Origin of the sequence: Streptomyces sp. NPDC014727 (genome assembly GCF_043083485.1) — a bacterium.
Lineage (GTDB): Bacteria > Actinomycetota > Actinomycetes > Streptomycetales > Streptomycetaceae > Streptomyces.
In genome coordinates, this window is sequence record NZ_JBIBYR010000025.1 from 65,601 (window position 1) to 88,004 (window position 22,404).

Here is a 22,404-nt window from a genome sequence, read left to right on the forward strand (position 1 = left end):
GTCGCCCCGGAAGATCGCGACGGCGGGAACGGCCGTGGTCAGTCGGCGAAGAGGGGCGGTTGTGGTGACGAGCAGTGCGATGGACGGCGACGACGGCGCGGGGCGGGCATTCATCGGGTCCTTCACCTCGGCGGGCGGACGGGGAATCACCGTCGCCGCCGTGGACCGGGAGACCGGGGCGCTGACCGTCCTCGGCGCGACGGACGCCGTTCCCGACCCCTCGTACCTCGCCCTGGGCCATGGCCCGGGTCCGGGCGGCCGTGTGCTCTACGCCGTCAGCGAGACCGAGCACGGCGCGGCCGTCGCCCTCGACGTCACCGGTGAGGTGCCGGAGCCGATCGGCGGGATCCGGCCGGTGGAGGGCGACGGTCCGACTCATCTCGCGCTCGCGGGCGGTCATCTGCTCACCGCCAACTACGGCTCCGGCAGCGTCACCGCACTGTCCGTGCGGGCCGACGGTTCCCTCGGCGCCGCCACCTCCGTGCTCAGGCACGAGGGCAGCGGTCCGAACGCCGACCGTCAACAGGCCCCGCACGCCCACCAGGTGCTCCCGGACCCCTCGGGGAACTGGGTACTCAGCGTGGACCTCGGGACCGACTCCGTACGGATCTGCGCACTCGACGCGGCCACGGGGGCGCTGCGGCTGCACAGGGAGACGGCCCTGCGGCCGGGCACGGGCCCGCGTCATCTGGCCTTCCACCCCGCGGGCGCTCACGCCTACGTCCTGAACGAACTCGAACCGACCGTGACCGTATGCGTGTGGGACGCCGGCACCGGGATCCTGGAACCGGTCGGTGAGACACCTGTGCTGCCCGAGGGGGCTACGGGAGACGGGGACGTGACATACCCGTCCGAGGTGGTCGTCTCGCACGACGGACGGTTCCTCTGGACCGCCAACCGGGGCCACGACAGCATCTCCGTCCTCGCGCTCGACGCGGCGGGCGCGAAGGCGTCCCTGGTCACGACCGTGGGCTGCGGCGGGCACTGGCCGCGCGACCTCGCACTCGACCCCACCGGCCGACGGCTGTACGCGGCCAACGAGCGGTCCGGCGACGTCAGTTGGTTCACGCTCGATCCGGTGACCGGCGTTCCGCGTCACGCGGGCTCCCTGGACGTGCCCGCCGCGTCCTGCGTGATCTTCGCCTGAGAGCACGGCACGACACGGCGTCATGAGACCACGCCACGCATGACGCGATCGCCGGACGGGCCCGGGAAACCAGGGCCGTCCGGCGATCGGGGACGCACATCCTGCCGGGCGCGCCCGGCATCGGATCAGTGTGCCTGAGCACCCTGCGCCGTCGCCGGCGCGATGCCGAGCGCCGTCGTGTACATCGACAGCACGAGTTTGCCGATCGCGGGATAGGCGCCGAGCGGCTCGGCCGTCGCGCAGCCCGCCTCCTTCGCGGCGGCGTCCAGCAGCCCCTCGGGCACCTCGGGGCCGACGAGGTACGGCGCCAGTGCGAGCTGCGCCGAGCCGGAGCCCGTCAGCTGCTCGGCGATCGACGCGACGGAACCCTCCACATCGAGTGCGGCGGCCATCACCGGTACTGCGAGCCGGGCCGCGAGCAGCATGCCGGTGATCCCGGCGGCCTGGACGGCCTCCTCGCCACCCACCGTGGCCAGCACGATGCCGTCGGCGGCCGTCGCCACGGTGAAGAGCCTGGCCCGGTCGGCGCGGGCCAGCCCGGCCTCCGAAAGACGTACGTGGAGTGCCTCGGCGAGCAGCGGGTGCGGCCCGAGCACATCGGTCAGCTCGACCTGCGTACCGCTGTCCATCACGGCCTGCCGTATCCGCCGGACCAGGGCGCTGTCCGGCCCCGCGAGCAACGGCACCACGACGGCGGAGGGACCCTCGGGCTCGGCGACCTCGCGGCCGGCGGCCTGCGCCTGCTCGAAGCGCGCGACGCGCTCGGCGGCGCTGTGGGTGAGTACGGACGAGAGCGTGGGGTACTCGTCGTCGTCACCGTCGAGATAGCCGATCCGGGCATTGAGGCCGGGCAGCTCGGAACGGGCGATGCTGATCACCTCCTCGGCCAGGCCGCGCGTGGCCGAGGAGGGGGTGCCGGGAACGGCGAGAACGAGCGCGGCGGCGCCCTCGGGTGCGACCACGGGCTCCGGGCGGCGGTGCCGTCCGGACTGGCGAGGTCGCGGCATTCGTACAGGCAGGCCGGAAGCGGGCCCAGTGGGGGTGCTCATGGCGCCGCATGCTACTGGTTTTGGGTACGCCTCCGTTCGGGGAGGGCCCAGTCGGGTGTTATCTGTCCGCTTTTATCCGATGAGGGGCTTACTGGTCGACTGTCCCGCTCTGTCGGTGGCTGTTCAGGCCCTGCCCGGGATCGTCACCGAGTACGCGGAGCAGCGTCGGATGGTGCGGCAGCCGCAGATCTCCGGTGGCCAATGCCTGGGCGATGGACAGCGCACCGGTCAACGGATCACCCGAACCGGGGACCGCCCGTGCCTGCGGGACCTGTCGGGACAGTTCCTCGCGCAGCGGTACGAGCAGCGGATCGCCCATCCGGAACAGGCCACCCGTCAAGGCCACTTCGTACCGTTCGTCGTCGGCTCCGGCCTTCGGGCACACGGCTGCGGCGGCCTCCGCGATGTGCCCCGCGGCTTCGCGCAGAATGCCCGCGGCCACCGGATCGCGCCCGGCGCACGCGGCGACCTCGGGCGCGAACGAGGCCAGCACGGCAGGGCGGTCGGTGCGCGGATAGAGCAGTCCGGGCAGTTCCGGCGCCGGCCCGAACACCGCCTCCAGCCGGGCCAGCAACGCGCCGGACCCGCCCCGCCGGCCGTCATGGGCGCGCATGGCCGCGTCGAGGCCCGCCCGCCCGATCCAGGCGCCGCCACCGCTGTCACCCAGCAGATGCCCCCAGCCGTCGGCCCGGTGCCAGCCGGTCAGATCCGTGCCCAGCGCGATCATGCCGGTGCCACCCGCGACGACCGCCCCCGGGCGCTGACCGACCGCACCCGCGTACGCGGTCACCGCGTCGGCGGCCAGAGCCAGTCGGCGCACCCCGAGCGCGTGCTCCAGAGCCGAGGGCAGCTCGGCGCGCAGCTGCCCGCCGAGTGTCGCCATACCGGCGGCTCCGATCGTCACGGTGGCGATCCGGGAGCCGGTGCCCGCGCCGTGCTGTTCCAGCAGCCGACGGGCGGCGGGCAGCAGTTGCTCCAGCAGATGGCCCGCGTCGATCCCCGTGGCTCCGGTGCGTACCGGCTCGGCGCAGACTGTCGTGCCCACCGGGGCTGACGCGCCGACGGCGCCCAGCGACACCCGCAGCCCGGAGCCGCCCGAATCCACGCCGAGCACGTACGGACCCGTCGCGCCGGTCGACCCGTCCCGACCCGCGCCGGCAGCGTTGTTCTCCGGCGAACGCCCGCGTGAGCTCATGGACCGGCTCCAGGAAGAAGAGAAAAGGACGGCGGCAGCCTACCCCCGGTACCGCGAGCCGTGACCGGGGGCGTGGAAGATCGGCCTCCATGTGGCGGCTCCGCGGCGGGAAGGCGGTCGTGTACGCCGGTAGAGTGATGTTTCGTGGCACCACGACCGTTGAACGAAGTAGTCGAGTCCGGCTGGGCCGACGCGCTCGCCCCCGTGGCCGGACAGATCGCCGCGATGGGCGATTTCCTGCGTGCGGAGGTAGCGGCACGTCGCACCTACCTGCCGTCCGGAGCGAACGTGCTGCGCGCGTTCCAGCAGCCCTTTGACGACGTACGCGTCCTGATCGTCGGTCAGGACCCCTATCCGACGCCCGGGATGGCGATGGGACTGAGCTTCTCGGTGGCCCCCGAGGTGCGTCAGCTGCCCGGCAGCCTGGAGAACATCTTCCGGGAACTGCATACGGACTTGGGGCTTCCGCGGCCGTCCAACGGGGATCTGACGCCCTGGACACGGCAGGGCGTGCTGCTGCTGAACAGGGCGCTCACCACGGCGCCCCGCAAACCCGGCGCGCACCGCGGCAAGGGCTGGGAGGAAGTGACCGAGCAGGCGATCCGGGCTCTGGCCGCACGCGGCAAGCCGCTGGTGTCCGTGTTGTGGGGTCGTGACGCGCGCAATCTGCGGCCGTTCCTCGACGGCTTCCCGGCCATCGAGTCCGCTCACCCCTCGCCCATGTCGGCGGACCGCGGCTTCTTCGGCTCGCGCCCGTTCAGCCGCACCAATGAGGCGTTGCTCCGCCAGGGGGCCCAGGCGGTCGACTGGCAACTGCCGTAGTCCGGCGCGGACGCACGGCGTGCCGCCGGATGCGCGTGGCACCGGCGTGTGCACGAGCCGGGCCGATGCCCCGTCACTCCGGGGTGTGCGGGGGAGCGATGTGGCGCTCCGGAGCCGTGCCCGAGCGGCAGCGAGTACGTGACGGATCCGCCCCCGGCGGGGATCGCGTCCGGATACACGCATCCCTGTCATGAAGCCGGGGCGGAACCCGTCATGAGTCGGTGCGGGCGGCCGATGGTGGCAACGAAGCGCCCTCCGGTGGTCAGGGACCGACGACCGCCGCCCGGACACAGAGGACATCCGGCAGATGCGAGGCGAGCTGCTGCCAGGTGTCCCCGTCGTCCGCGCTCGCGTACACCTCGCCGTTGCGATTGCCGAAGTAGACGCCCGCCGGGTCGGCGTCGTCCGTACAGAGCGCGTCGCGCAGCACCGTGCCGTAATGCGTCTCCTGTGGCAGGCCCGCCGACAACGGCTCCCAGGTGCTGCCCGCGTCGCCGGTGCGGAACACCCGGCAGCGGTGCTCGGCCGGTACGCGGTCGATGTCGGCGTTGATCGGGAAGACGTACGCCGTGTCCGCGCGGTGCGGGTGCGCGGCAGCGGCGAAACCGAAATCGGACGGGAGGCCCCGGCCGATGTCCGTCCAGTTGTCTCCCGAGTCGTCGCTCCGGAACACCCCCCAGTGGTTCTGGAGGTAGAGCCGGTCCGGATCGACGGCGTCCCGGGCCACCTTGTGGACGCATTGGCCGAACTCGGGATCCGGGTCGGGGAGAAAGACCGCCGACACCCCCTTGTTCGACGGAGCCCAGCTCGCGCCGCCGTCCTTGGTGCGGAACACCCCGGCCGCGGAGACCGCGACCGTCACGGCGCGGGCGTCCCTCGGGTCCGTGAGGATGGTGTGCAGACCCTCGCCGCCCCCGCCTGGCACCCACTTCGAACGCGTCGGATGCTCCCACAGCGGTCGGACCAGTTCGAAGGACGCCCCGCCGTCCTGGGAACGGAACAATGCGGCGGGCTCCGTCCCGGCGTAGACGACATCGGGCGCTTCGGGGCCCGCAGGGTGCAGCTGCCAGACCCGCTCCAGCGATGCCTCGGTGAACCGCGGGAACTTCACGGCCGGTTGCTGCGGCTCGACCCAGGTGCCGCCCAGATCGTCGGAATGGAATACTGAGGGGCCCCAGTGCGCGCTGTCCCCGCCGACGAGCAGCCGGGGGACGTGCCTGCGGGTGTCGATGGCGATCGAACAGACCGCCTGGGCATTGAAATGCGGGCCGTCGAACTCCCATGCGCCACCGCGCCGGTGGGCGATGAAGAGTCCCTTGCGGGTGCCCACGGTGAGCAGTACGTCCGTCATGGCCGAACCTCCCGAAACGCCGTTGTGTCGGATACGGGCCAGTCTGCACCCCACCACTGACAGAGGCCCGCAGGGCGGCCCCGGACACCGGGCCCTGTTGCTTCCCTGCCTGGTGAAGTACGGTGCAGCAGAAGTAGAAAGCGCTTGCGCAGCACCGTGGCCGAGAGACCGAGGAGTACCAGTGCCGACCTTCGAGGGGCTGCCCGGCTCCGTCGCCGTTTCCCATCTGCGGGTGTACGACTGGCCCGCCGAGGACGGGCTGCGCGGCGGGACACCCCACATCCATCTCACCTGCTCCGAGGGGTATGTGGTGGTCGCGGGCGCGGGCTCGGTGCAGACCCTCACCGCGTCGGGGTCCCGGCGGACACCGCTGACGCCGGGCGCCCTTGTCTGGTTCACGCCCGGCACGATCCACCGCCTCGTCAACGAGGACGGGCTGCGCATCGTCGTCCTCATGGAGAACAGCGGACTGCCCGAGGCCGGTGACGCCGTTCTCACTCTGCCGCCCCGTCACCTGGCGGAGCCCGACGCCTACCGGGCGGCGGTCGCCCTCCCCGTCGACGGATCCGAGACGGAACAGGAACGGGCCGCACGCGCCCGCCGTGACCTCGCCGTCGAGGGTTTTCTCGCGCTGCGCCGGGCCACCGAGGCGGGCGACCCTGAACCGCTCGCCGCCTTCCACCGGGCCGCCGCCGCACTCGTGCGTCCGAGCACCGAGGACTGGCGGGAGCGCTGGCGGAAGGGGGCCGCCGCCGCGTCCGAGGTGACCGGCGGCCAGCTCGACGCTCTGGCACGCGGCGACGCCGGATACCTCGCCGACGCCTGTGTGCACGCCGAACGCCCCTCCGCGCACGGCAGGTTCGGCATGTGCGGGCGTCTGGATGTCTACCGCGGCTGACCGGCCCCCGTGCCGTCATCGCCCGCCGACAGCAACAGTATCCGTGTCGTGCGGCCGTCGTCCTCCCGAGTGTCCCCGACGTGCAGGAAGCCGATCCGGCCCAGCAGCGCCAGCGACGCCGCGTTCTCGGCGTCCACCGTCGCGTACACCTCGTCGAGCCCGAGGGCGTCGAATCCGTACGAGGTCAGTGTCCGCGCGATCTCGGTACCGAACCCCAGCCCCCATTCGGCCGGAGCCAGGGCGTAGAGGATCTCGTGGCCGTCCACCTCCGGGCACGGGGAGGGCTTGATCTCCGCGTGGCCGACCAGGCGATCGCCGAGCCGCACGGCCCACACGTCGAAGAGAGACTGTGCGTACACCTTGCTGAAGACCCGCCCGAACAGGGCGCGGTCCTCGGCCTCGGTCTGCGGTCCGTCACCCATCCACCGGGAAACCCGGCTGTCCTGGAAGAGCGCCACGAAGTCGTCCTCGTCCGCGGGCGCGTACGGCTCCAGCGTCAGCCGTCCGGTGTGCAGGGTGGGGGTCGTCATGAGGCGGCACGCTACGTGGCGCCGCTCCGGGCCGCAACGGAATAGGAGTGCGGGCCGGACCGGGTGAGCGAGGCCCGGCGGAAGGGGGCAGCGGCGGGGCTCGGCGGTACCGCTGCGGACCGCCAGCCTGGTGGCCAGGTCGACGCGGGTGGTAGCCGGGCGCTGGCCTCGTGCGAGATCGAGGACCAGACGGGCGGCGGTCCCGGCCATCTCGTGAGCGGTTGACGCACCGTGGTGAGCGGCGGCCCGATCCACCGGGTGAGCGGCAGGTCGTCGAAGGCGACGACACTGAGGTCCTCGGGGATGCGCAGCTCCAGTTCGCGGGCGGCCTCGTAGACACCCAGGGCCTGGGGATCGTCGCCGGCGGGACGGGCCGCTGATGACGCCGATGCGGCGGTCCCGAGGCCGGTCAGGTGGCGGGTGGCGGCCAGTCCGCCCTGCCAGTTGGTGGTTCCGACCGACGGTACGTCGTCGCCGGGGTCGCCCGCCGGGGTCGACCACGGCGTACGGGATGAAGCGGCTGCTCAACTGGGCACGCTGGGCGGCCGTCAGATCGGGTACGGACACCTCCGGCATCGTGGCCGCCGCGGAGCTCGTCCGGGGCGCCGGCGCCTGAGTCGCCGTGCTCGGCGACGGGCCGGGCTGTTCGGCCGTGGCACCTCCGGAGAGGGCTGCGACGCCCCCGACCTGTCGCTGCCAGGCGTCCAGGGCGCATTGCTGGACGCGCTGCTGGTCACCGGAACCCCGTCCGTCCTCGTCCCTCCGAGAGGCTCCCTGCTCCGGGAATCCCGCGTGAAGGTCCGTCCCTGTTGTCGCCCGTGCGGACAGGTTCCGAAACTTTCGTAAGGGTGTCGCTGCGACCGGCCAGTGGCCGTTCGTGCCTGTCGGCGCGCACTGATGACCCGCCCTCCGACGGGCCGCGCGTGTGCTGAAATTCTGGATGGCCGACTCGGCGGTGCTGCCCTGGACCCGGTGGTCGGTGCCGGTGGCCGGGGGCCAGTGGTCCGCGTTCGCCGGAGAGACTCCGGCCGTACCCGGCCGGGGGTGCGTTGGGCAAGAGGAGAGGCGGAGCGATGACGCGTGGGATCGAGGATCGCGAGGGGCGTGGTGTGGACCTGGAGGTGGTCCCCGTCGGCTCGGGGGTCGAGGTCCGGGTCGCGGCGCCGACGGGCGAGTTCGTGCTGGTCTGTACTCCTGACCGCGCCCGGGAACTGGCTACGGCCCTCGCCCTGGCGGCGGACGGGGCCGAGAGTGCGGGGTGGGAGGAGCCCGTCACCGTCCAGGCGCGCGAGCTGCGCCGAGGGGACGTGCGGGACGGTGACCGGGCCATGACGGTGGAGAGCGTCAGGGTCGACGGCGCCACTGCTCATGTGACCTGGAAGTCGGGCGCCGGACGCAGCTGGACCCAGGCGTACGACGCGGAGGCGGTCCTCACACTCAGGCGTCGCGGATAGGCCGCGTATGCGCGCGAACCCCCGAGCGGTGGGGGGGGGGGGGGGGGGGGGGGGGGGGCCGCGGGGCCGGGCGCCGCCCCCCCCCCCCCCCCGGCGCCCCCCGGCCCCCCCCCCCCCCCCCACCCCGCCCCCCCCCCCCCCCCCCCCCCCCCCCCCCACGTCCATGTCCTTGTACGAGAGGCGTCGTAATTTGACAGGTCTCGTAGTACGGTATGTATCGTACTAACGAGTCTTTCGTGCCGTCGAAACGGAGTCCGACGTGAGTGCCCTCTTCGAGCCCTACACCCTGCGGTCGCTCGTTATTCCCAACCGGGTGTGGATGGCGCCCATGTGCCAGTACAGCGCCGAACCGGTGGGGCCGAACGCGGGCGTCGCGACCGACTGGCACTTCGCCCACCTCGCGGCGCGCGCCATCGGCGGAACGGGGCTCATCCTCACGGAAGCGACGGCCGTCAGCCCCGAGGGCCGGATCAGCCCGGCGGACCTCGGCATCTGGAACGACACCCAGGTGGCCGCCTTCCGCCGGATCACGGACTTCCTCAAGGGGCAGGGGTCGGTTCCCGGCATCCAGCTCGCGCACGCCGGTCGCAAGGCGTCGACGGCGGCCCCTTGGCTGGGCGGCGACCCCGTCGGCCCGGAGGCGCACGGCTGGACGCCCGTCGCCCCCAGCCCACTGCCGTTCGACGACGGTCACCCCGTGCCGCACGAGCTGACGGTGGACGAGATCCGGGGCGTCGTGGATCAGTTCCGCGAAGCCGCCCGCCGTGCGCTCGACGCGGGCTTCGAGGTCGCCGAGGTGCACGGAGCCCACGGATACCTCATCGGGCAGTTCCTCTCCCCGCACAGCAACCGGCGTGAGGACGAGTACGGCGGCAGCTTCGAGAACCGCGTCCGCTTCGCACTTCAGGTCGTGGATGCGGTGCGTGAGGTCTGGCCGGAGGAACTGCCCGTCCTCTTCCGGATCTCCGCGACGGACTGGCTCACGGAGAACGACGAGGACGAGCGCGAGGGCTGGACCGTCGACGAGACCGTGCGGCTGGCCAAGGAACTCCAGGCCCACGGCGTCGACCTGCTGGACGTCTCCAGCGGCGGGAACGCCCCGCGCGCTCGTATCGGGACCGGGCCCGGCTACCAGGTTCCCTTCGCCGAACGGGTCAAGGTAGAGACCTCGCTCCCCGTGGCGGCCGTGGGTCTGATCACCGAACCGCAGCAGGCCGAGAAGATCATCACCGAAGGCCGGGCCGACGCGGTCCTCCTCGGGCGCGAGCTGCTGCGGAGCCCGTCGTGGGCCCAGTACGCGGCCCGTGAACTGGGCGGCGGACTCCGCACACCGGACCAGTACCACCGCGCGGTCTGACCGCGCGGACCTCGTCGGCCCGGGCGCCCGGCACGCCGTGACGTGCCGCAGGGGGCTCGGGCCCGAGGCATCTGCCTTTCATCGGCTGACGGGGGCGAGCCGGGCACGGACGAACGGGCCGGTCAGGAGCACGAGGAAGGCGAAAGCGGCGAGCCGCTGCAGCCCCGGCTCCGTCCCCACATCACTGTGCTGGATGCCGTACACCGCATACCAGTTGGCTGCCAGGTCGGTCGCCATGACGGTGCACATCAGGTCCACGCCGACCCGCCTCCCGCAGATCAGGAGCAGCGCTGCCATCGAGTCGAAGGCCGCCAGTGACGACCAGTACAAGTTCAACCAGTCGGGGGCCCAGCGATAGGGGAACAGGCCGTCGCGGAACATGATGCATCGTCCGGTCATGCCCCGACCGCACGCCTCGGAGCGTGCCGCGTACAACGACCTCATCGCCATCGGCGCGATGCGCACCCTCACCGCACGCAGCCGGGAACCCGGACCTGCTCAGCGGCTGACCGCCCGCGCGGCGGCCGGCGCGCCAGGGCGGAGCGCCACATGGAAGAGCTCATCGACGCGCGTGAAGCGGGCATTGCGCGCCGATCGCACCGGGTGATGCGCGGCCGCACACGTCGTACGGCGAACCTCAAACTACGAAGAGTCTCGTATTATGGGAGACCGGACGAAGCCAGGGAATGGAGCCATCGTGACCCCAGCCAGCGCCCCCGTCGAAAGCGTCGCTGCGGTCGGTGGCCGCGCGCTCGACCATCCCACGCGGGACGAGATCCGCATCGAGACGGTGCTGCACGCGCTCTCCGACCCGATGCGGCTGCGCGTGGTCCGTGAACTGGCCGTCGCCGACTCCGAGCTCACCTGTTCCCGTTTCGACCTGCCGGTGTCCAAGTCGACGTCCACGCACCACTTCCGGGTGCTGCGCGAGAGCGGCGTCGTCCAGCAGTTCTACCGTGGCACGGCCAAGATGAACGGGCTGCGCCGGGACGATCTGGAAGCACTGTTCCCCGGGCTCCTCGACACCGTCCTCGACGCCGCCAACCGGCAGGTGCAGCGCATCGGCGAGGAGCGATAGCCTCACGATCCGTGCCGCTCGGCACCCTCCGCGGCGTCCAGCAGCCCCGCCCAGTCCGGGATCTTCACCGGCCCACGGCCCAGTGACCGGCCCAGTGCCGCCTCCGCCCGCTCGATGGACAGCCAGCCCTTCCATTCCACCGGCCGCAGCCCCCACGCCCGCAGAGCGGTCACCGGATCGGGCACGGACGGACGCCCGGTGAGCAGCGGGGCGTCGTCCAGCAAGGACGCCACCGTCTCCTTCGCGCACGACCGGTTCGAGCCGATCACCCCGGTCGGCCCACGCTTGATCCACCCGGCAACGTACTCCCCGGGCGACGGCACGCCGTCGCGCAGCACCCGCCCCGCCAGATGCGGCACCGTCCCGCGCTCCGTGTCGAAGGGGAGGCCGGGCAGGGGCAGCCCCCGGTAGCCGACGGCCCGCAGCACGAGCTGGGCGCCGATGTCCTCGTACGACCCGGAGTCGCGTACACCTCCACTGCCGTCCGGCACGGTACGGGCGAACCGCACCCCGGCCACCCGGCCGTCCCGCTCCAGCACTTCGACGGGCCGCAGAAAGAACCGCAGGTGTATGGTGCGCGCCGGATCTGCTCCCGGGCCCGCGCCCATGGCGCCGGCCGAGGCCCATCCGCGCAGCACCTCGACGTTGCGCCGCGCCGCCGCCGTCAGGGGCGGCGTGTCGGGTGGAGAGGACACGGCCGTCGTCGGCCCGGCGGACGGATCGACGTATGCCGGATCGAGGGCCAGCTCCGCCTCGTCCACCACCACCCGGGCGTGCGGCAGCCCGCCCAGCTCCCGCAGCTCCTTGGTGGTGAACCTGGCCTGCGAGGGCCCACGCCTGCCGGCCATGTGGACCTCGCGGACCTGGCTGCCGGCCAGCGCGCCGAGCGCTCCGTGCGGCACGTCGGTGGGGCGCAGCTCCTCCGCGCCCCGCGCGAGAATCCGCGCCACGTCCACCGCCACATTGCCCACACCGATCACCACGACCGAACGGGCCCGCAGCGCGAAGCCGTTGGCGGCGGCGTCCGGGTGCGCGCTGTACCACGAGACGAACTCGGTCGCGGAAAAGCTGCCGGGCAGGTCCTCGCCGGGGACGGCGAGGCCGCGGTCGGTCGCGGCCCCGACGCAGTACACGACCGCCTGGTAGAGCTCACCGATCCGTTCGGGCGGGATCCCGTCGCTGCCCACCTCGACATTGCCGAGGAAGGTGATCCGCTCGTGCTCCAGGACGGTCCGCAGGCTGTTCTGGAGCGATTTGATCTTCTCGTGATCGGGGGCCACGCCGTAGCGCACCAGGCCGTACGGACAGGGGAGCCGGTCCAGCACGTCGACCCGGACACCGGGCACCCGGTCCTGCTCGACCAGGGCCTGCGCGGTGTAGACCCCGCTCGGACCGGAGCCGACGACGGCGACACGGAGCACGGCGCACCTCTTCCCGCGGGATGCCTCCAGCATGACACCGGCGGCCGGGACGCAGGGGAGGCGCGCCCGGGGCGTGGTCAGGACGACAGCGTGCGCATCCGGTCGATCTCCACCGTCTGCTGGGCGACGACGTCCCCGGCCATCTCCTCGACCTGCACATTGTTCCCCTGCGAGAGCACCTCGGTCGCCATCGTGATCGCGCCCTGGTGGTGGGTGGTCATCAGCCTCAGGAAGAGCTTGTCGAAGGCCGCGCCGTTCGCCGCCCGCAGCTCTTCGAGCTGCGCCGGGGTCGCCATGCCGGGCATCGCCGCGTGGTCGTGGCCGCTCGCGCGCCTGACTCCGCCGTTGTGCTTGAGCCAGCCCTGCATGGCGCCGATCTCCGGCTTCTGGCCCGCGGTGATGCGTTCGGCGAGCCGCTCGACGGCGGCGGAGCCGGAGCGGCCGGGAACGAGTTCGGTCATCTCCAGTGCCTGCGCGTGGTGCTGGATCATCATCTGCACGTACCGGAAGTCGGCGGAGTTGGGGGTGTCGTCCCCGGCGGCCTTCAGCGCCTCCTCGGCGGAGAGGGTCCGCGCGGGCTCTCCCGGCTTTCCGGGCGCCACCACCGAAGGGCCCACGTCCGTCTGCGCCTTCGTACGGCTGTCACCGCTCCCCGCGTCGCATGCGCCCAGGGTGAGAGCGACGGACATGACGGCCGCGACGAACACGAAGCGGCGGACACACATGGTCTGACGGCGGATCAACAAGTGGACCTCCATTGCCATATGGGTGGTTGCCCACCGTCCTGACACGCTTCCGCGCGACAGTGATCAGAAACCTTCATTACGTCTCTGTTGCCATCTGTTGGGATGGCCATGGGAAGGACGATACTGCCGAGGTCCGTGAACCGTTCAACTACGTTCGGATACATGGGAGGACGCAGTGATTTCGTTGCACACGAGCCCGGTGCGGCGCAGACGCCTCGGGGCCGCCGCGGCGGTCGCCGGGCTGCTGGCCACGCTGTTCCTGGCCGGTCCCGCGGCCGCGACGCCCGACCCCGGTGACGCGGCCGCCGCCCGTACCGATGTCTCCGCCGCCCAGGAAGCCGAAGCCACGGCCGCCATCAGGAGCGGTGAGATACCCGGCGTGGACGAGGTCGTCCACAGCGACAACATCACCCATCTGGCCAACGTCCCGAAGGACGCGCTCAAGGGGCTGAACACGGACCTGGCCTTCCAGGGGAAGTACGCCTTCGCGGGAAACTACGACGGCTTCCGGATCTATGACATCAGCAATCCCAAGTCCCCCAAGACCGTCGCACAGGTCCTCTGCCCCGGTTCGCAGAACGACATCTCGGTCTCGGGAAATCTGCTCTTCCTGTCCACCGACTCCTCGCGCAGTGACAACTCCTGCACCAGCACCACCCAGCCCGCCACGGAGAAGTCCTCCTGGGAGGGCATGAAGGTCTTCGACATCAGCGACAAGCGGAACCCGAAGTACGTCGCCGCCGTCGAGACCGCCTGCGGATCGCACACCCACACGCTGGTCCCCGAACGCAAGAACGTATACGTGTACGTCTCCTCGTACGCGCCGAGCGAGGCGTTCCCCGACTGCCAGCCGCCGCACGACGGGATCTCCGTCATCAAGGTGCCGCGCAACGCACCCGAGAAGGCCGCCGTCGTGAACTTCCCGGTCCTCTTCCCGGACGGCGGCAACCCGGGCGCTCCGACCAACCCGGGCGTCTCCAAGACCACCGGCTGCCACGACATCACGGTGCTGCCCTCGAAGGATCTGGCCGCCGGAGCCTGCATGGGCGACGGTCTGCTGTTCTCCATCAAGGACCCGGAGCACCCGAAGATCATCGACCAGGTGCAGGACAACGTGAACTTCGCGTTCTGGCACTCCGCGACGTTCAACCAGAAGGCCGACAAGGTCGTCTTCACCGATGAACTCGGCGGCGGCGGCGCGGCCACCTGCAACGAGGAGGTCGGCCCGAAGCGCGGTGCCGACGGCATCTACGACATCGTCGGCAAGGGAGACCACCGCAAGCTGGTCTTCCGCAGCTACTTCAAGATCGACCGCCCGCAGGCGGACACGGAGGTCTGCGTCGCCCACAACGGTTCGATCGTCCCGGTCAAGGGCCGCGACGTGATGGTCCAGGCCTGGTACCAGGGCGGAGTCTCGGTCTGGGACTTCACCGATTCCTCCAAGCCGAAGGAGATCGGGTACTTCGAGCGCGGCCCCGTCAGCACCGACGCGGTCACCACGGCCGGCCCCTGGTCGGCGTACTACTACAACGGCTACATCTACTCCAACGACATCGCCAAGGGCTTCGACGTCCTGAAGCTCGACGACCGGCGGACCGACCCGGCGAAGCAGGTGCGACTGGACGAGCTCAATGTGCAGACGCAGCCGGACTACTTCGACCGCTGATCCGGCCGGTCACCTCACCACACCGGCGCTACTCGGCCCCACCGCGCACCCGTGCCTCCCGCCGGGCGGATTCCCCGCCCGGCGGGAGGCACGGCGCGTCCCAGGAGCCGCTCGGGGCCGGCAGCCGCGTCAGGCGGCGGGCCTGGCGCTCCCGCCGGTCGCCGCCGCCCACTCCACCAGCAGTCGCTGGTAGTGCTCCTCGTCCTCGGGGGACAGGCAGCCGCCGGAGCGCTGCCACAGGTCACGAATCTCTTTGTTCACCACGGCGGGGGTACGCACGGAATCGGAGGAGCACGGAGAACGGGACATGCGTACAGGCTAAGGCCCCGATGTGACAATCGGACCCATTGCGCGTCAGGGACATCTCTCACATGTCTATCAGGCAACGCCCGGCAGCAGTCCGAGCGTCCGCAGCCCGTCGGGCCGCTCCTCCACCGGTAGATGCCGTACAAACCGCACGTCACAGCCCAGTGCTGCCGCCCCGCCGTCCGCGTGCGGATCGTCGCCGACCATCACCACATGTGTCGGATCCTGTCCGAGGAGTGTGCAGGCCCTGTGGAAGAGCCGTGCGTCCGGCTTCTGGACGCCGTGCTCGTACGAAAGGACGTAGGCGTCCACGAGGGCATCCAGCCCGTGCGCCCGGAACACCGGCCGGAGGTCCCAGCCGATGTTGCTGACCACACCGACGCGGGTGCCGCTGTCGCGCAGTGCGCCGAGCACCTCCGCCGCGTCCGGGTACGGCTGCCAGGCAGTGGGTGACCGGTGCCGCTCGTACAGCGCGTCGTACAGACCCGGATCCGGCAGGGCCACCTGCCGGGCCAGTCCGGTGTACGCCGCCCGGTGGAGTTCCGCGCTCTCGTCACGGGTGGCCCACAAGGAGGCGAGCCGGGTGGGCACCTGGCGGGGAGGCGGGCCGCCCGGCAGTGCCCCGGCGTCCTCCAGCCCCCGCGCGTACCGCTCGAAGTCGGCCCCGTCGACCGTCACCCCCCGCTCGGCGAGGACCGCGCGCAGCCAGGACCGGATCGGCTCGATACGGAACAGAGTCCCGGAGAAGTCGAAGAGCACACCCTTGATCTGCATGGGCGCGATCCTCCCCGGATCAGGAACGCCGACGCAAGGCCGGGCCACCACGTCCCTCGTACCGGGCGAAGCCGGCGACGGAGAACCCGACCAGGGCCGCCCCCAGCAGCCAGCCGCCGAGCACGTCACTCAGCCAGTGCACCCCCAGGTAGAGCCGGGTGACACCGACCCCGATCACCGACACCCAGCCCATCACCAGAGCCGTCCGCCACACCAGGGGCCCCGTGCCGTGCCGGCGCAGCAGCCAGAGCAGCAGGGCGCAGCTCACCGTCGCCGTCATCGCGTGACCGGAGGGGAACGCGGCGTAGTGGGCCCAGTCCACCGGATCCGGCCACCGAGGCCGTTCCCGGCCGACCGCGGACTTCAGTCCCTGTTGCAGGAGGGCCGACAGCACGCTCGTCACCGCCACCCATACCGCGAGGGCCCGCGCCCCACGCCACCACACCGCCACCACGGCCACCGCGATCAGTGCGCGCATGGTCCACGGATCCCATACCCAGTCGGTCAGGATCCGGTTCACGTGGACGAGACCTGGCTCGGTGACCGCACTGCGGTGCAGGGCGTCCGCGACCGTGCGGTCGACTGACATCAGCGGCGACCAGCGCACGGCGACCAGGATCAGCAGGATCAGCGCGAGGGCGGCGCAGACCGTGGCCGTGCCGAGCGGCGTGGCGCTGAAACGGGTGCGGCCCGGTGGTGCGAGGGGCGGGGAGGGCATGGGGCGATCTTCTCGGAAGATCCGCGCATCCGCCTATCCCAGTGCGCTGAGTCCCGGAAGGAAGGCCACCAGAAGCGGAACCACCGGTACCAGGGCGCCCGCCGCGGTCAGCCGGAGCCGGCGGCCCGCGGTGAGCCGCTCCACCGGGGTCAGCAGCCGGTTCACCCGCCGCGGCAGCTGCGCGTCCGGCGACGGGCACGGGCCGAACACCCCCCGGTCCTCGTTGAGTTCGACCAGGGCCAGGGCGATCGTCAACCGTCCGAAGCGTCTCGACGCCACATCGTCCGCCGCCAGTTCGACCAGCCGGTGCATCTCGTCACGGAAGGCGGCGAACACCGGCACCTGCGGAAACCCGGTCGCGAGGGCGCCGGAACAGTGCAGCAACCAGTCGTGCCGGGCCTTCGCGTGCCCCTGCTCATGGGCCAGCACCGCATCCAGCTGACGGCCCTTCAGGCGGCCGAGTGCCGCGGTGGTGATGACCAGTTGAGGCGCCGCACCAGGAAGCCACCAGGCATCCGGGCGCTCTCCCTCCAGGACGACGAGCCGACCGCTGCCGGGTTCCTCCCCGGGCATCAGCGGGGAACGCACCAGCAATGCCGCCCGGCGTTGCCTGCGGCGCACCTGGGCCCGGTGGATCTCCCGGGTCAGCATCGCCGCCGTCCACACCCCGCCGAGCGCCAGCAGCACCGCCATGGCCGCGGACCACTGTCCGTGCCCGCTCAGCGCATACGCCTCCACCACGGCGCGCGGCGCCGGTGCGAAGACATGCCCGCGTACCGCCTGCCAGGCCGCTGCCGCGCTGAAGGTCATGGAGAGCGCGAAGGAGACCAGCACTCCGGCCACCACGCACTGCCACAACCACAGCGCGACGACCGGCTCGCGTTCCGGCCACTGCGCCCGCGCCATCAGACGCGGGGTCACGGCGGCGGTCAGTGCGCCGAGCAGCAGCAGGGCCAGGGAGACCAACATGGCGTCAGCCTATGAGCGGCGCGGTGGCCACGGTATGGCTGTGCACGGCAAGTGACGTACGCCACGGTTTGCTCGTCCCCGTGTCTCACAGAGTGAGCAGCATCGCGAACATGGCGATCCCCATCGTCAGCCGGCAGGCGAGCGCGAGCTCGGGCCGTGTGCCCCAGCCGCCCCCGATCGGCACTTCCCGTACCGGCACTTCCCCGACCGGTCCACCGCCTCCTGCCGTGGCGGCCACCGGTATCAGCCGGGCCCCCGACCGCAGTACGTACACCACGTAGTAGGCCAGCAGCAGTCCGGTCAGCAGGGGTATGCCCCCGGCCGACTCCATGCCGCCATGGCCCGTGTGCCCGCCGTGTCCCCCGCCACCCCCAGGCGCCATCGTCAACGCCATGTAGACCATCGCCGACGACCCGACCATGTGGTGCAGATGGTGCCCGCTGCGCCGGGAGAACCACAGCGCGCGCAACGCGGCCGCGCCGAACAGCACCGCGTACACCGCCCACCCCCACCCGGGTGGTGTCATGACGGCGGTCGGCATCGCCATGGCCGCCATGCCGAAGCCCATCAAGGCCTCCGCACGCGCCGTCCTGCGCCCCTCCGCGGTCTCGCTCCGTGTGCGCAACAGGCAGTAGGCGCCCGTCGTCGCGCACAACGCCATGAGCAGCCAGCCGGACATCGCCGGTCCGTGCACGGCGCACCTCCTCCTGGACGTACGACATGGGTCCCCTCTGGTCGATGCCCGGACCGGGAGCGTCGTACGCGGCGCACTGAGGTGCATGGGGAGCGCGCGGGGGGAGTGTTCCCCGCCGCACGCTGTACTCACCCGGCCGGGTCAGCCGAGGGTGAGGGACTTGAAGGCACGCGCCTGGTCGGTGATGGCGCGCTCGGTGGGAAGCCGTTCCATGGACGACGCACCGAAGAAGCCGGCGATTCCGGACGTGTGCTCCAGGACGTAGCGGGCGTCCTCGGGCTCGGCGATCGGGCCGCCGTGGCAGAGCACGATGATGTCGGGGTTGACGCGCTTGGCGGCGTCGTGCATGTCCTGCACGGCGGCGGCGGCCTGATCGAGCGTGAGCGCGGTCGAGGCGCCGATGGACCCCTTGGTGGTCAGCCCGACATGCGGTACGAGTACGTCCGCACCGGCCCGCGCCATGTCGGCGGCCTGCTCGGGGTCGAAGACGTAGGGGGCGGTGAGCAGGTCGCGCTCGTGTGCCTGGCGGATCATGTCGACCTCCAGACCGAAACCCATGCCGGTCTCTTCCAGGTTCTCGCGGAATTTTCCGTCGTACAGACCGACCGTGGGGAAGTTCTGCACACCGGTGAAGCCGATGGCCTTCAGCTGGTCGAGGAAGTTACCCATGATCCGGAACGGGTCGGTGCCGCACACACCGGCGAGCACGGGGACGTCCCGCACCACGGGGAGGACCTCGCCGGCCATGTCCAGCACGATCGCGTTGGCGTCGCCGTAGGGCAGCAGGCCCGCCAGCGAGCCCCGGCCGGCCATCCGGTAGCGCCCCGAGTTGTAGATGATCAGCAGGTCGACACCGCCGGCCTCCGCGCACTTGGCGGACAGACCGGTGCCCGCGCCTGCGCCGATGACTGCCTTGCCCGCGCCGACCTGGTCGGTCAGGCGTGCCAGAGCTTGGTTACGGTTCACGGAAGGGCTCCTCTTCGGTAAGTGTGTGAGTCAGACGCTCGCGGATGAACGGTCCTGAGCGGTGATCAGCTCGTGGATGAACGGTCCTGAGCGGTGATCAGCTCGTGGAGACGGTCGGCTGCCGCCACGGCGAAGATCGGGTCGTTCAGCTGCGCGTCGATCTCGCGCAGTTCGACGGCGCTGCCCCGGAGAGCCGCACGCAGGGACGCCAGGCCCGCCGCGTCGGCTTCCGGATCGTGAAAGGGGCCGTCCGGGGCATCGACCGCGGAGACGCCGCCGAGCGGCCAGAAGACCGCTGCCGGGCCGCGTGCCGAGGCCAGCTTCCGCCCCATGAGGGTGCCCAGCTCCGCCATCTCGTCGGCCGTGGTGCGCATCAGGGTGACAGTGGGGTTGTGCACCAGGAGACGGCGTTCGGCGAAGCGCTCCGGAACCGTCTCCCCGGCCCCGAAGTTGACCATGTCCAGGGCGCCCGGTGCGACGACCTGCGCGATGCCCGCCCGGCCGGCCGCGGTCAGCCGGTCCGGTCCGGCGCTCAGTACTCCGCCGACCAGTTCGTCCGCGAGTTCGGTGGTGGTCAGATCCAGGACACCGGCGAGGAACCCGCCCGCGGCGAGCTTCTCCAGCGCCCGGCCACCCGCGCCCGTGGCGTGGAAGACCAGGACCTCGTAACCCAGTTCGTCCAGACGCCGCCGGGCGGCGTCGACCGCCGGCGTGGTGACGCCGAACATGCTGGCACCGATCAGCGGCCGCCCGCCGGGGTGCGGCCGGTTGACGCTCCGCTCGTGGTGGGCGGCCATGCCGGCCGCCGCGGCCACCGCGTTGCCCAGGATCCGGGACGACACCGAGTTGATGCCCGCGACGTCGACCACGCTGTACATCATGGTGATGTCGCTGCTGCCCACGTACGGTGACACATCCCCGCCGGCCATGGTGGACACCAGCAGCTTCGGGACGCCGACGGGCAGCGCCTGCATGGCACGCGCGGCGATGAACGACCCGCCACTGCCGGCCACCGCCAGCACCGCGTGCAGCCGGCCCTCCCGGTGCAGATCACCGACGACCAGTTCGACGCCGTCGGCCATCGCGGTCACGGCCGCCCCGCGGTCCCCGGCGGTGCGCAGCGCCTCCAGATCATGCCCGGCGCGGTGTGCGACGGCGGCGGCGTCGACGTCCCCCGCGGGGACACCGATCGGCGGCGGCATCACACCGGCGTCGACGAGGACGACATCGCATCCCGATTCGCGCAGGCGCGCCGAGAGCCATGCGTACTCCGCCCCCTTGGTGTCCAGTGTCCCGACGAGCACCACGGTCGCCATGTTCTGCTCCTTTGCAACGGCGTTCGCCCGATCATGTGCCGGGCGCCGGAGAGCGGCAAAGACCACTTGGCGGCAATTGGCCTGCGGCGGGTGATGATGGGGGCATGGACCGCATTCCGCCCACCCGCCTGTCGCGTCTGCTGACCGGGTGGTCCAAGGGTGGCGCGGGTGCGATGCCGCTGCTGCTGGCGGAGGCGCTGCGCGAGCTGGCGCAGCGGGGAGACGTCGTCCCCGGCACGGTGCTGCCCTCGCAGCGCGCCCTCGCGGCGGCGCTCGGTGTCAGCCGGAGCACGGTGACGGCGGCGTACGGGCTGCTGGAAGCGGAAGGGTGGCTGGACAGCCGGCAGGGGAGCGGCTCCCGGCTACGGGGTTCGGGTGCGGTGGGCGGGCCCGCGACCGAGGGGCGGCTGGCCAGTTTCGGGACCCGTGACGGGGTCATCGACCTGTCCAGCGGTGCGCTGGACGGCCTGCCCGCGGTCGCGGAGGCGGTCGGCGCGCTGTCCGCGCGGGACTTCACCGCCGCGCTGGCCGGTGACGGGTACCAGCCGTACGGCTTGCCCGAGCTGCGCGAGGGGATCGCCGAGTACCACCGCTCGGCGGGCCTGCCGACCTCGCCGGAACAGATCCTGGTGACGGCCGGGTCCCAGCAGGCCGTCTGGCTGATCACTCAGGGGCTGGTCCAGCCCGGCGACACCGTGATCGTGGAGGACCCGACCTACCGCGGCGCCCTCGAAGCACTGCGGGCCCGCGGCGCGCGGCTGGTCCCGCTTCCCGCCGACACCGCCCTCGGCGACAACGCCGCCGCACTCGCACGGCTGGCCGGCCACATCCGCCCGCGCCTCGTCTATCTCCAGCCGTCCGTCCACAACCCCACCGGACGCGGCATGGCCGAGCACACCCGCCGTGCCTGGGCCGCCGTGCTGGCCGAACAGGGCCTGTACACCGTGGAGGACAACGCCTACGCGGAACTGTCCCTGCGCCACGACACCGCACCGGTCTCGCTGGCCGCCCAACTGCCGCCCGCCGCCACCGCCACCGTCGGCACCCTGTCCAAGCTCTTCTGGGGTGGCCTGCGACTGGGCTGGATACGCGCCTCCGCCACCGTCGTCCGCCGTCTGGCCGACATCAAGAAGTCCGTCGACCTCTCGTGCCCGGTGGTGGACCAGATGCTGGCCGTGCAGCTGCTCCGGCAACTCCCCGAGGCGCGCGCCACACGCCGCGCCCGACTGCGTGAACGCCTGACGGAGACCGAACGGCTCCTGCGCGCCCAGCGCACCGGATGGCGATGGGACCGGCCCGCGGGAGGCTCCGCCCTCTGGGTCGAGATTCCCGGCGCCGATGCCGAGGCCACCGCCCAGCTGGCCCGCCGTGCGGGCGTACTGATCGTGCCCGGCCCCGCGTTCTCCGCCGTGGACGGCTTCCGCCACCACCTGCGTCTGCCGTTCGCGGACCACGACGGCGATCTGGAGAGGGCCCTGCCCGTGCTCGTCGACTGTGCGGAGCGCAGTCGCGCCCCGCACTGACGGCCTTGTACAGGTGGCCGTGTCAGGGGCGGTGGCGCAGCGGATGGTCCGCCGGCACTTCCACCATGACGATCCGGTGCCCGTCCGGGTCACGGATCCACATCTCGACGAGCCCCCACGGCTCGCGCACCGGCGGCCGCAGCACCTCGACGCCGCGGGCCGACACCTCCTCGTGCGTCGCACGGACGTCCGCGACCTGCATCCAGAGTTCGAGACCGGGCACCGGCGGTGCGGCGGCGCGCCCGGAGACCTCCAGGAATCCGCCGCCGAGGAAGTAGACCGTGCCCCGCTCGGGGCCGGTGCCGAACTCACGGTAGACGGGCAGCCCGAGGGACTCCCCGTAGAAGACCCGTGACCGTTCGGGATCGACCGGACGCAACAGGATCCGGCTGCTCAGCACATGAACCATGCGCCGCACTCTAAG

Annotated in this window: 24 protein-coding genes and 1 pseudogene; 9 read left to right on the top strand and 16 right to left on the bottom strand. The window is 71.8% G+C overall.

Features of this window, described 5'->3' with window-relative positions; all coding sequences use genetic code 11:
* Positions 1–79: 79 nt before the first annotated feature.
* Entirely contained in the window at positions 80–1,147 is a 1,068-nt protein-coding gene (locus tag ACF1B9_RS29670; protein WP_391745676.1) for a lactonase family protein, read from the top strand.
* A 125-nt stretch (positions 1,148–1,272) separates the two neighbouring features.
* Here the strand turns inward: ACF1B9_RS29670 and ACF1B9_RS29675 are convergent, their stop codons facing one another.
* On the bottom strand, positions 1,273–2,196 hold the full coding sequence (locus tag ACF1B9_RS29675) for a hypothetical protein (protein WP_351082372.1): 924 nt from the start codon (positions 2,194–2,196) through the stop codon (positions 1,273–1,275).
* 88 nt (positions 2,197–2,284) lie between these two features.
* Positions 2,285–3,391, bottom strand: a complete 1,107-nt coding sequence (locus ACF1B9_RS29680; RefSeq protein ID WP_391745634.1) for an N-acetylglucosamine kinase — start codon at positions 3,389–3,391, stop codon at positions 2,285–2,287.
* 144 nt (positions 3,392–3,535) lie between these two features.
* Here ACF1B9_RS29680 and ACF1B9_RS29685 point away from each other — a divergent pair, with 144 nt between their 5' ends.
* Complete coding sequence (locus ACF1B9_RS29685; protein WP_391745636.1) at positions 3,536–4,213, top strand: uracil-DNA glycosylase; 678 nt, start codon at positions 3,536–3,538, stop codon at positions 4,211–4,213.
* A gap of 262 nt (positions 4,214–4,475) precedes the next feature.
* On the opposite strand, the gene ACF1B9_RS29690 is transcribed toward ACF1B9_RS29685, so the two are convergent.
* Positions 4,476–5,564 carry a WD40/YVTN/BNR-like repeat-containing protein gene (locus ACF1B9_RS29690; protein ID WP_391745638.1) on the bottom strand — a complete coding sequence of 363 codons (1,089 nt, stop codon included), beginning with the start codon at positions 5,562–5,564 and terminating at the stop codon, positions 4,476–4,478.
* Positions 5,565–5,745: 181 nt separating this feature from the next.
* Between ACF1B9_RS29690 and ACF1B9_RS29695 the strand changes: the two genes are divergently transcribed.
* A complete protein-coding gene (locus ACF1B9_RS29695; protein WP_391745639.1) occupies positions 5,746–6,462 on the top strand; it encodes a cupin domain-containing protein in 717 nt (238 codons plus the stop codon).
* Here the strand turns inward: ACF1B9_RS29695 and ACF1B9_RS29700 are convergent.
* Together ACF1B9_RS29700 and ACF1B9_RS29705 are read right to left on the bottom strand one after the other, a co-directional pair.
* Positions 6,450–6,992: a GNAT family N-acetyltransferase gene (locus ACF1B9_RS29700; protein ID WP_391745678.1), complete on the bottom strand. Its 543-nt coding sequence runs from the start codon at positions 6,990–6,992 to the stop codon at positions 6,450–6,452. The genes ACF1B9_RS29695 and ACF1B9_RS29700 overlap by 13 nt on opposite strands.
* Positions 6,993–7,082: 90 nt before the next feature.
* Positions 7,083–7,547, bottom strand: a pseudogene (locus ACF1B9_RS29705) (substrate-binding domain-containing protein); the annotation flags it as partial.
* Positions 7,548–8,065: 518 nt separating this feature from the next.
* Between ACF1B9_RS29705 and ACF1B9_RS29710 the strand changes: the two are divergent.
* Positions 8,066–8,446 (top strand): hypothetical protein, encoded by a 381-nt coding sequence (locus tag ACF1B9_RS29710; RefSeq protein ID WP_391745640.1) that lies wholly within the window; start codon positions 8,066–8,068, stop codon positions 8,444–8,446.
* 259 nt (positions 8,447–8,705) lie between these two features.
* On the top strand, positions 8,706–9,803 hold the full coding sequence (locus ACF1B9_RS29715) for an NADH:flavin oxidoreductase/NADH oxidase (RefSeq protein ID WP_391745641.1): 1,098 nt from the start codon (positions 8,706–8,708) through the stop codon (positions 9,801–9,803).
* A 78-nt stretch (positions 9,804–9,881) separates the two neighbouring features.
* Here ACF1B9_RS29715 and ACF1B9_RS29720 read toward each other — a convergent pair whose 3' ends face one another.
* Positions 9,882–10,202 carry a hypothetical protein gene (locus ACF1B9_RS29720; RefSeq protein ID WP_391745642.1) on the bottom strand — a complete coding sequence of 107 codons (321 nt, stop codon included), beginning with the start codon at positions 10,200–10,202 and terminating at the stop codon, positions 9,882–9,884.
* Between ACF1B9_RS29720 and ACF1B9_RS29725 the strand changes: the two genes are divergently transcribed.
* Positions 10,201–10,410, top strand: a complete 210-nt coding sequence (locus ACF1B9_RS29725; protein ID WP_391745643.1) for a hypothetical protein — start codon at positions 10,201–10,203, stop codon at positions 10,408–10,410. The genes ACF1B9_RS29720 and ACF1B9_RS29725 overlap by 2 nt on opposite strands.
* 90 nt (positions 10,411–10,500) lie before the next feature.
* Positions 10,501–10,881, top strand: coding sequence for an ArsR/SmtB family transcription factor (locus ACF1B9_RS29730; protein WP_391745644.1), 381 nt, complete (start codon positions 10,501–10,503; stop codon positions 10,879–10,881).
* Between the two features lie 2 nt (positions 10,882–10,883).
* On the opposite strand, the gene ACF1B9_RS29735 is transcribed toward ACF1B9_RS29730, so the two are convergent.
* Both ACF1B9_RS29735 and ACF1B9_RS29740 read right to left on the bottom strand, forming a co-directional pair.
* Positions 10,884–12,302 carry an FAD-dependent oxidoreductase gene (locus ACF1B9_RS29735; protein ID WP_391745646.1) on the bottom strand — a complete coding sequence of 473 codons (1,419 nt, stop codon included), beginning with the start codon at positions 12,300–12,302 and terminating at the stop codon, positions 10,884–10,886.
* Between the two features lie 77 nt (positions 12,303–12,379).
* A complete protein-coding gene (locus tag ACF1B9_RS29740) occupies positions 12,380–13,066 on the bottom strand; it encodes a DUF305 domain-containing protein (protein WP_391745648.1) in 687 nt (228 codons plus the stop codon).
* A gap of 157 nt (positions 13,067–13,223) precedes the next feature.
* Here ACF1B9_RS29740 and ACF1B9_RS29745 point away from each other — a divergent pair, with 157 nt between their 5' ends.
* On the top strand, positions 13,224–14,714 hold the full coding sequence (locus ACF1B9_RS29745) for an LVIVD repeat-containing protein (protein ID WP_391745650.1): 1,491 nt from the start codon (positions 13,224–13,226) through the stop codon (positions 14,712–14,714).
* A gap of 129 nt (positions 14,715–14,843) precedes the next feature.
* Here the strand turns inward: ACF1B9_RS29745 and ACF1B9_RS29750 are convergent, their stop codons facing one another.
* The 7 genes from ACF1B9_RS29750 to ACF1B9_RS29780 all read right to left on the bottom strand — a co-directional run bounded on the left by ACF1B9_RS29750 (position 14,844) and on the right by ACF1B9_RS29780 (position 20,457).
* A complete protein-coding gene (locus ACF1B9_RS29750) occupies positions 14,844–15,023 on the bottom strand; it encodes a hypothetical protein (RefSeq protein WP_351082413.1) in 180 nt (59 codons plus the stop codon).
* Positions 15,024–15,092: 69 nt separating this feature from the next.
* Positions 15,093–15,794, bottom strand: coding sequence for an HAD family hydrolase (locus ACF1B9_RS29755; RefSeq protein ID WP_391745652.1), 702 nt, complete (start codon positions 15,792–15,794; stop codon positions 15,093–15,095).
* 19 nt (positions 15,795–15,813) lie between these two features.
* On the bottom strand, positions 15,814–16,512 hold the full coding sequence (locus ACF1B9_RS29760) for a phosphatase PAP2 family protein (protein ID WP_391745653.1): 699 nt from the start codon (positions 16,510–16,512) through the stop codon (positions 15,814–15,816).
* 33 nt (positions 16,513–16,545) lie between these two features.
* Positions 16,546–17,481, bottom strand: coding sequence for a M56 family metallopeptidase (locus tag ACF1B9_RS29765; RefSeq protein WP_391745654.1), 936 nt, complete (start codon positions 17,479–17,481; stop codon positions 16,546–16,548).
* 85 nt (positions 17,482–17,566) lie between these two features.
* On the bottom strand, positions 17,567–18,175 hold the full coding sequence (locus tag ACF1B9_RS29770; RefSeq protein WP_391745655.1) for a DUF5134 domain-containing protein: 609 nt from the start codon (positions 18,173–18,175) through the stop codon (positions 17,567–17,569).
* 141 nt (positions 18,176–18,316) lie between these two features.
* Entirely contained in the window at positions 18,317–19,141 is an 825-nt protein-coding gene (locus ACF1B9_RS29775) for a phosphoenolpyruvate hydrolase family protein (RefSeq protein ID WP_376285398.1), read from the bottom strand.
* A 65-nt stretch (positions 19,142–19,206) separates the two neighbouring features.
* On the bottom strand, positions 19,207–20,457 hold the full coding sequence (locus ACF1B9_RS29780) for a Tm-1-like ATP-binding domain-containing protein (protein WP_391745656.1): 1,251 nt from the start codon (positions 20,455–20,457) through the stop codon (positions 19,207–19,209).
* Between the two features lie 104 nt (positions 20,458–20,561).
* Here ACF1B9_RS29780 and ACF1B9_RS29785 point away from each other — a divergent pair, with 104 nt between their 5' ends.
* A complete protein-coding gene (locus ACF1B9_RS29785) occupies positions 20,562–21,980 on the top strand; it encodes a PLP-dependent aminotransferase family protein (protein WP_391745657.1) in 1,419 nt (472 codons plus the stop codon).
* Positions 21,981–22,002: 22 nt separating this feature from the next.
* Here the strand turns inward: ACF1B9_RS29785 and ACF1B9_RS29790 are convergent, their stop codons facing one another.
* Complete coding sequence (locus ACF1B9_RS29790) at positions 22,003–22,389, bottom strand: VOC family protein (protein WP_391745659.1); 387 nt, start codon at positions 22,387–22,389, stop codon at positions 22,003–22,005.
* Positions 22,390–22,404 lie beyond the last annotated feature (15 nt).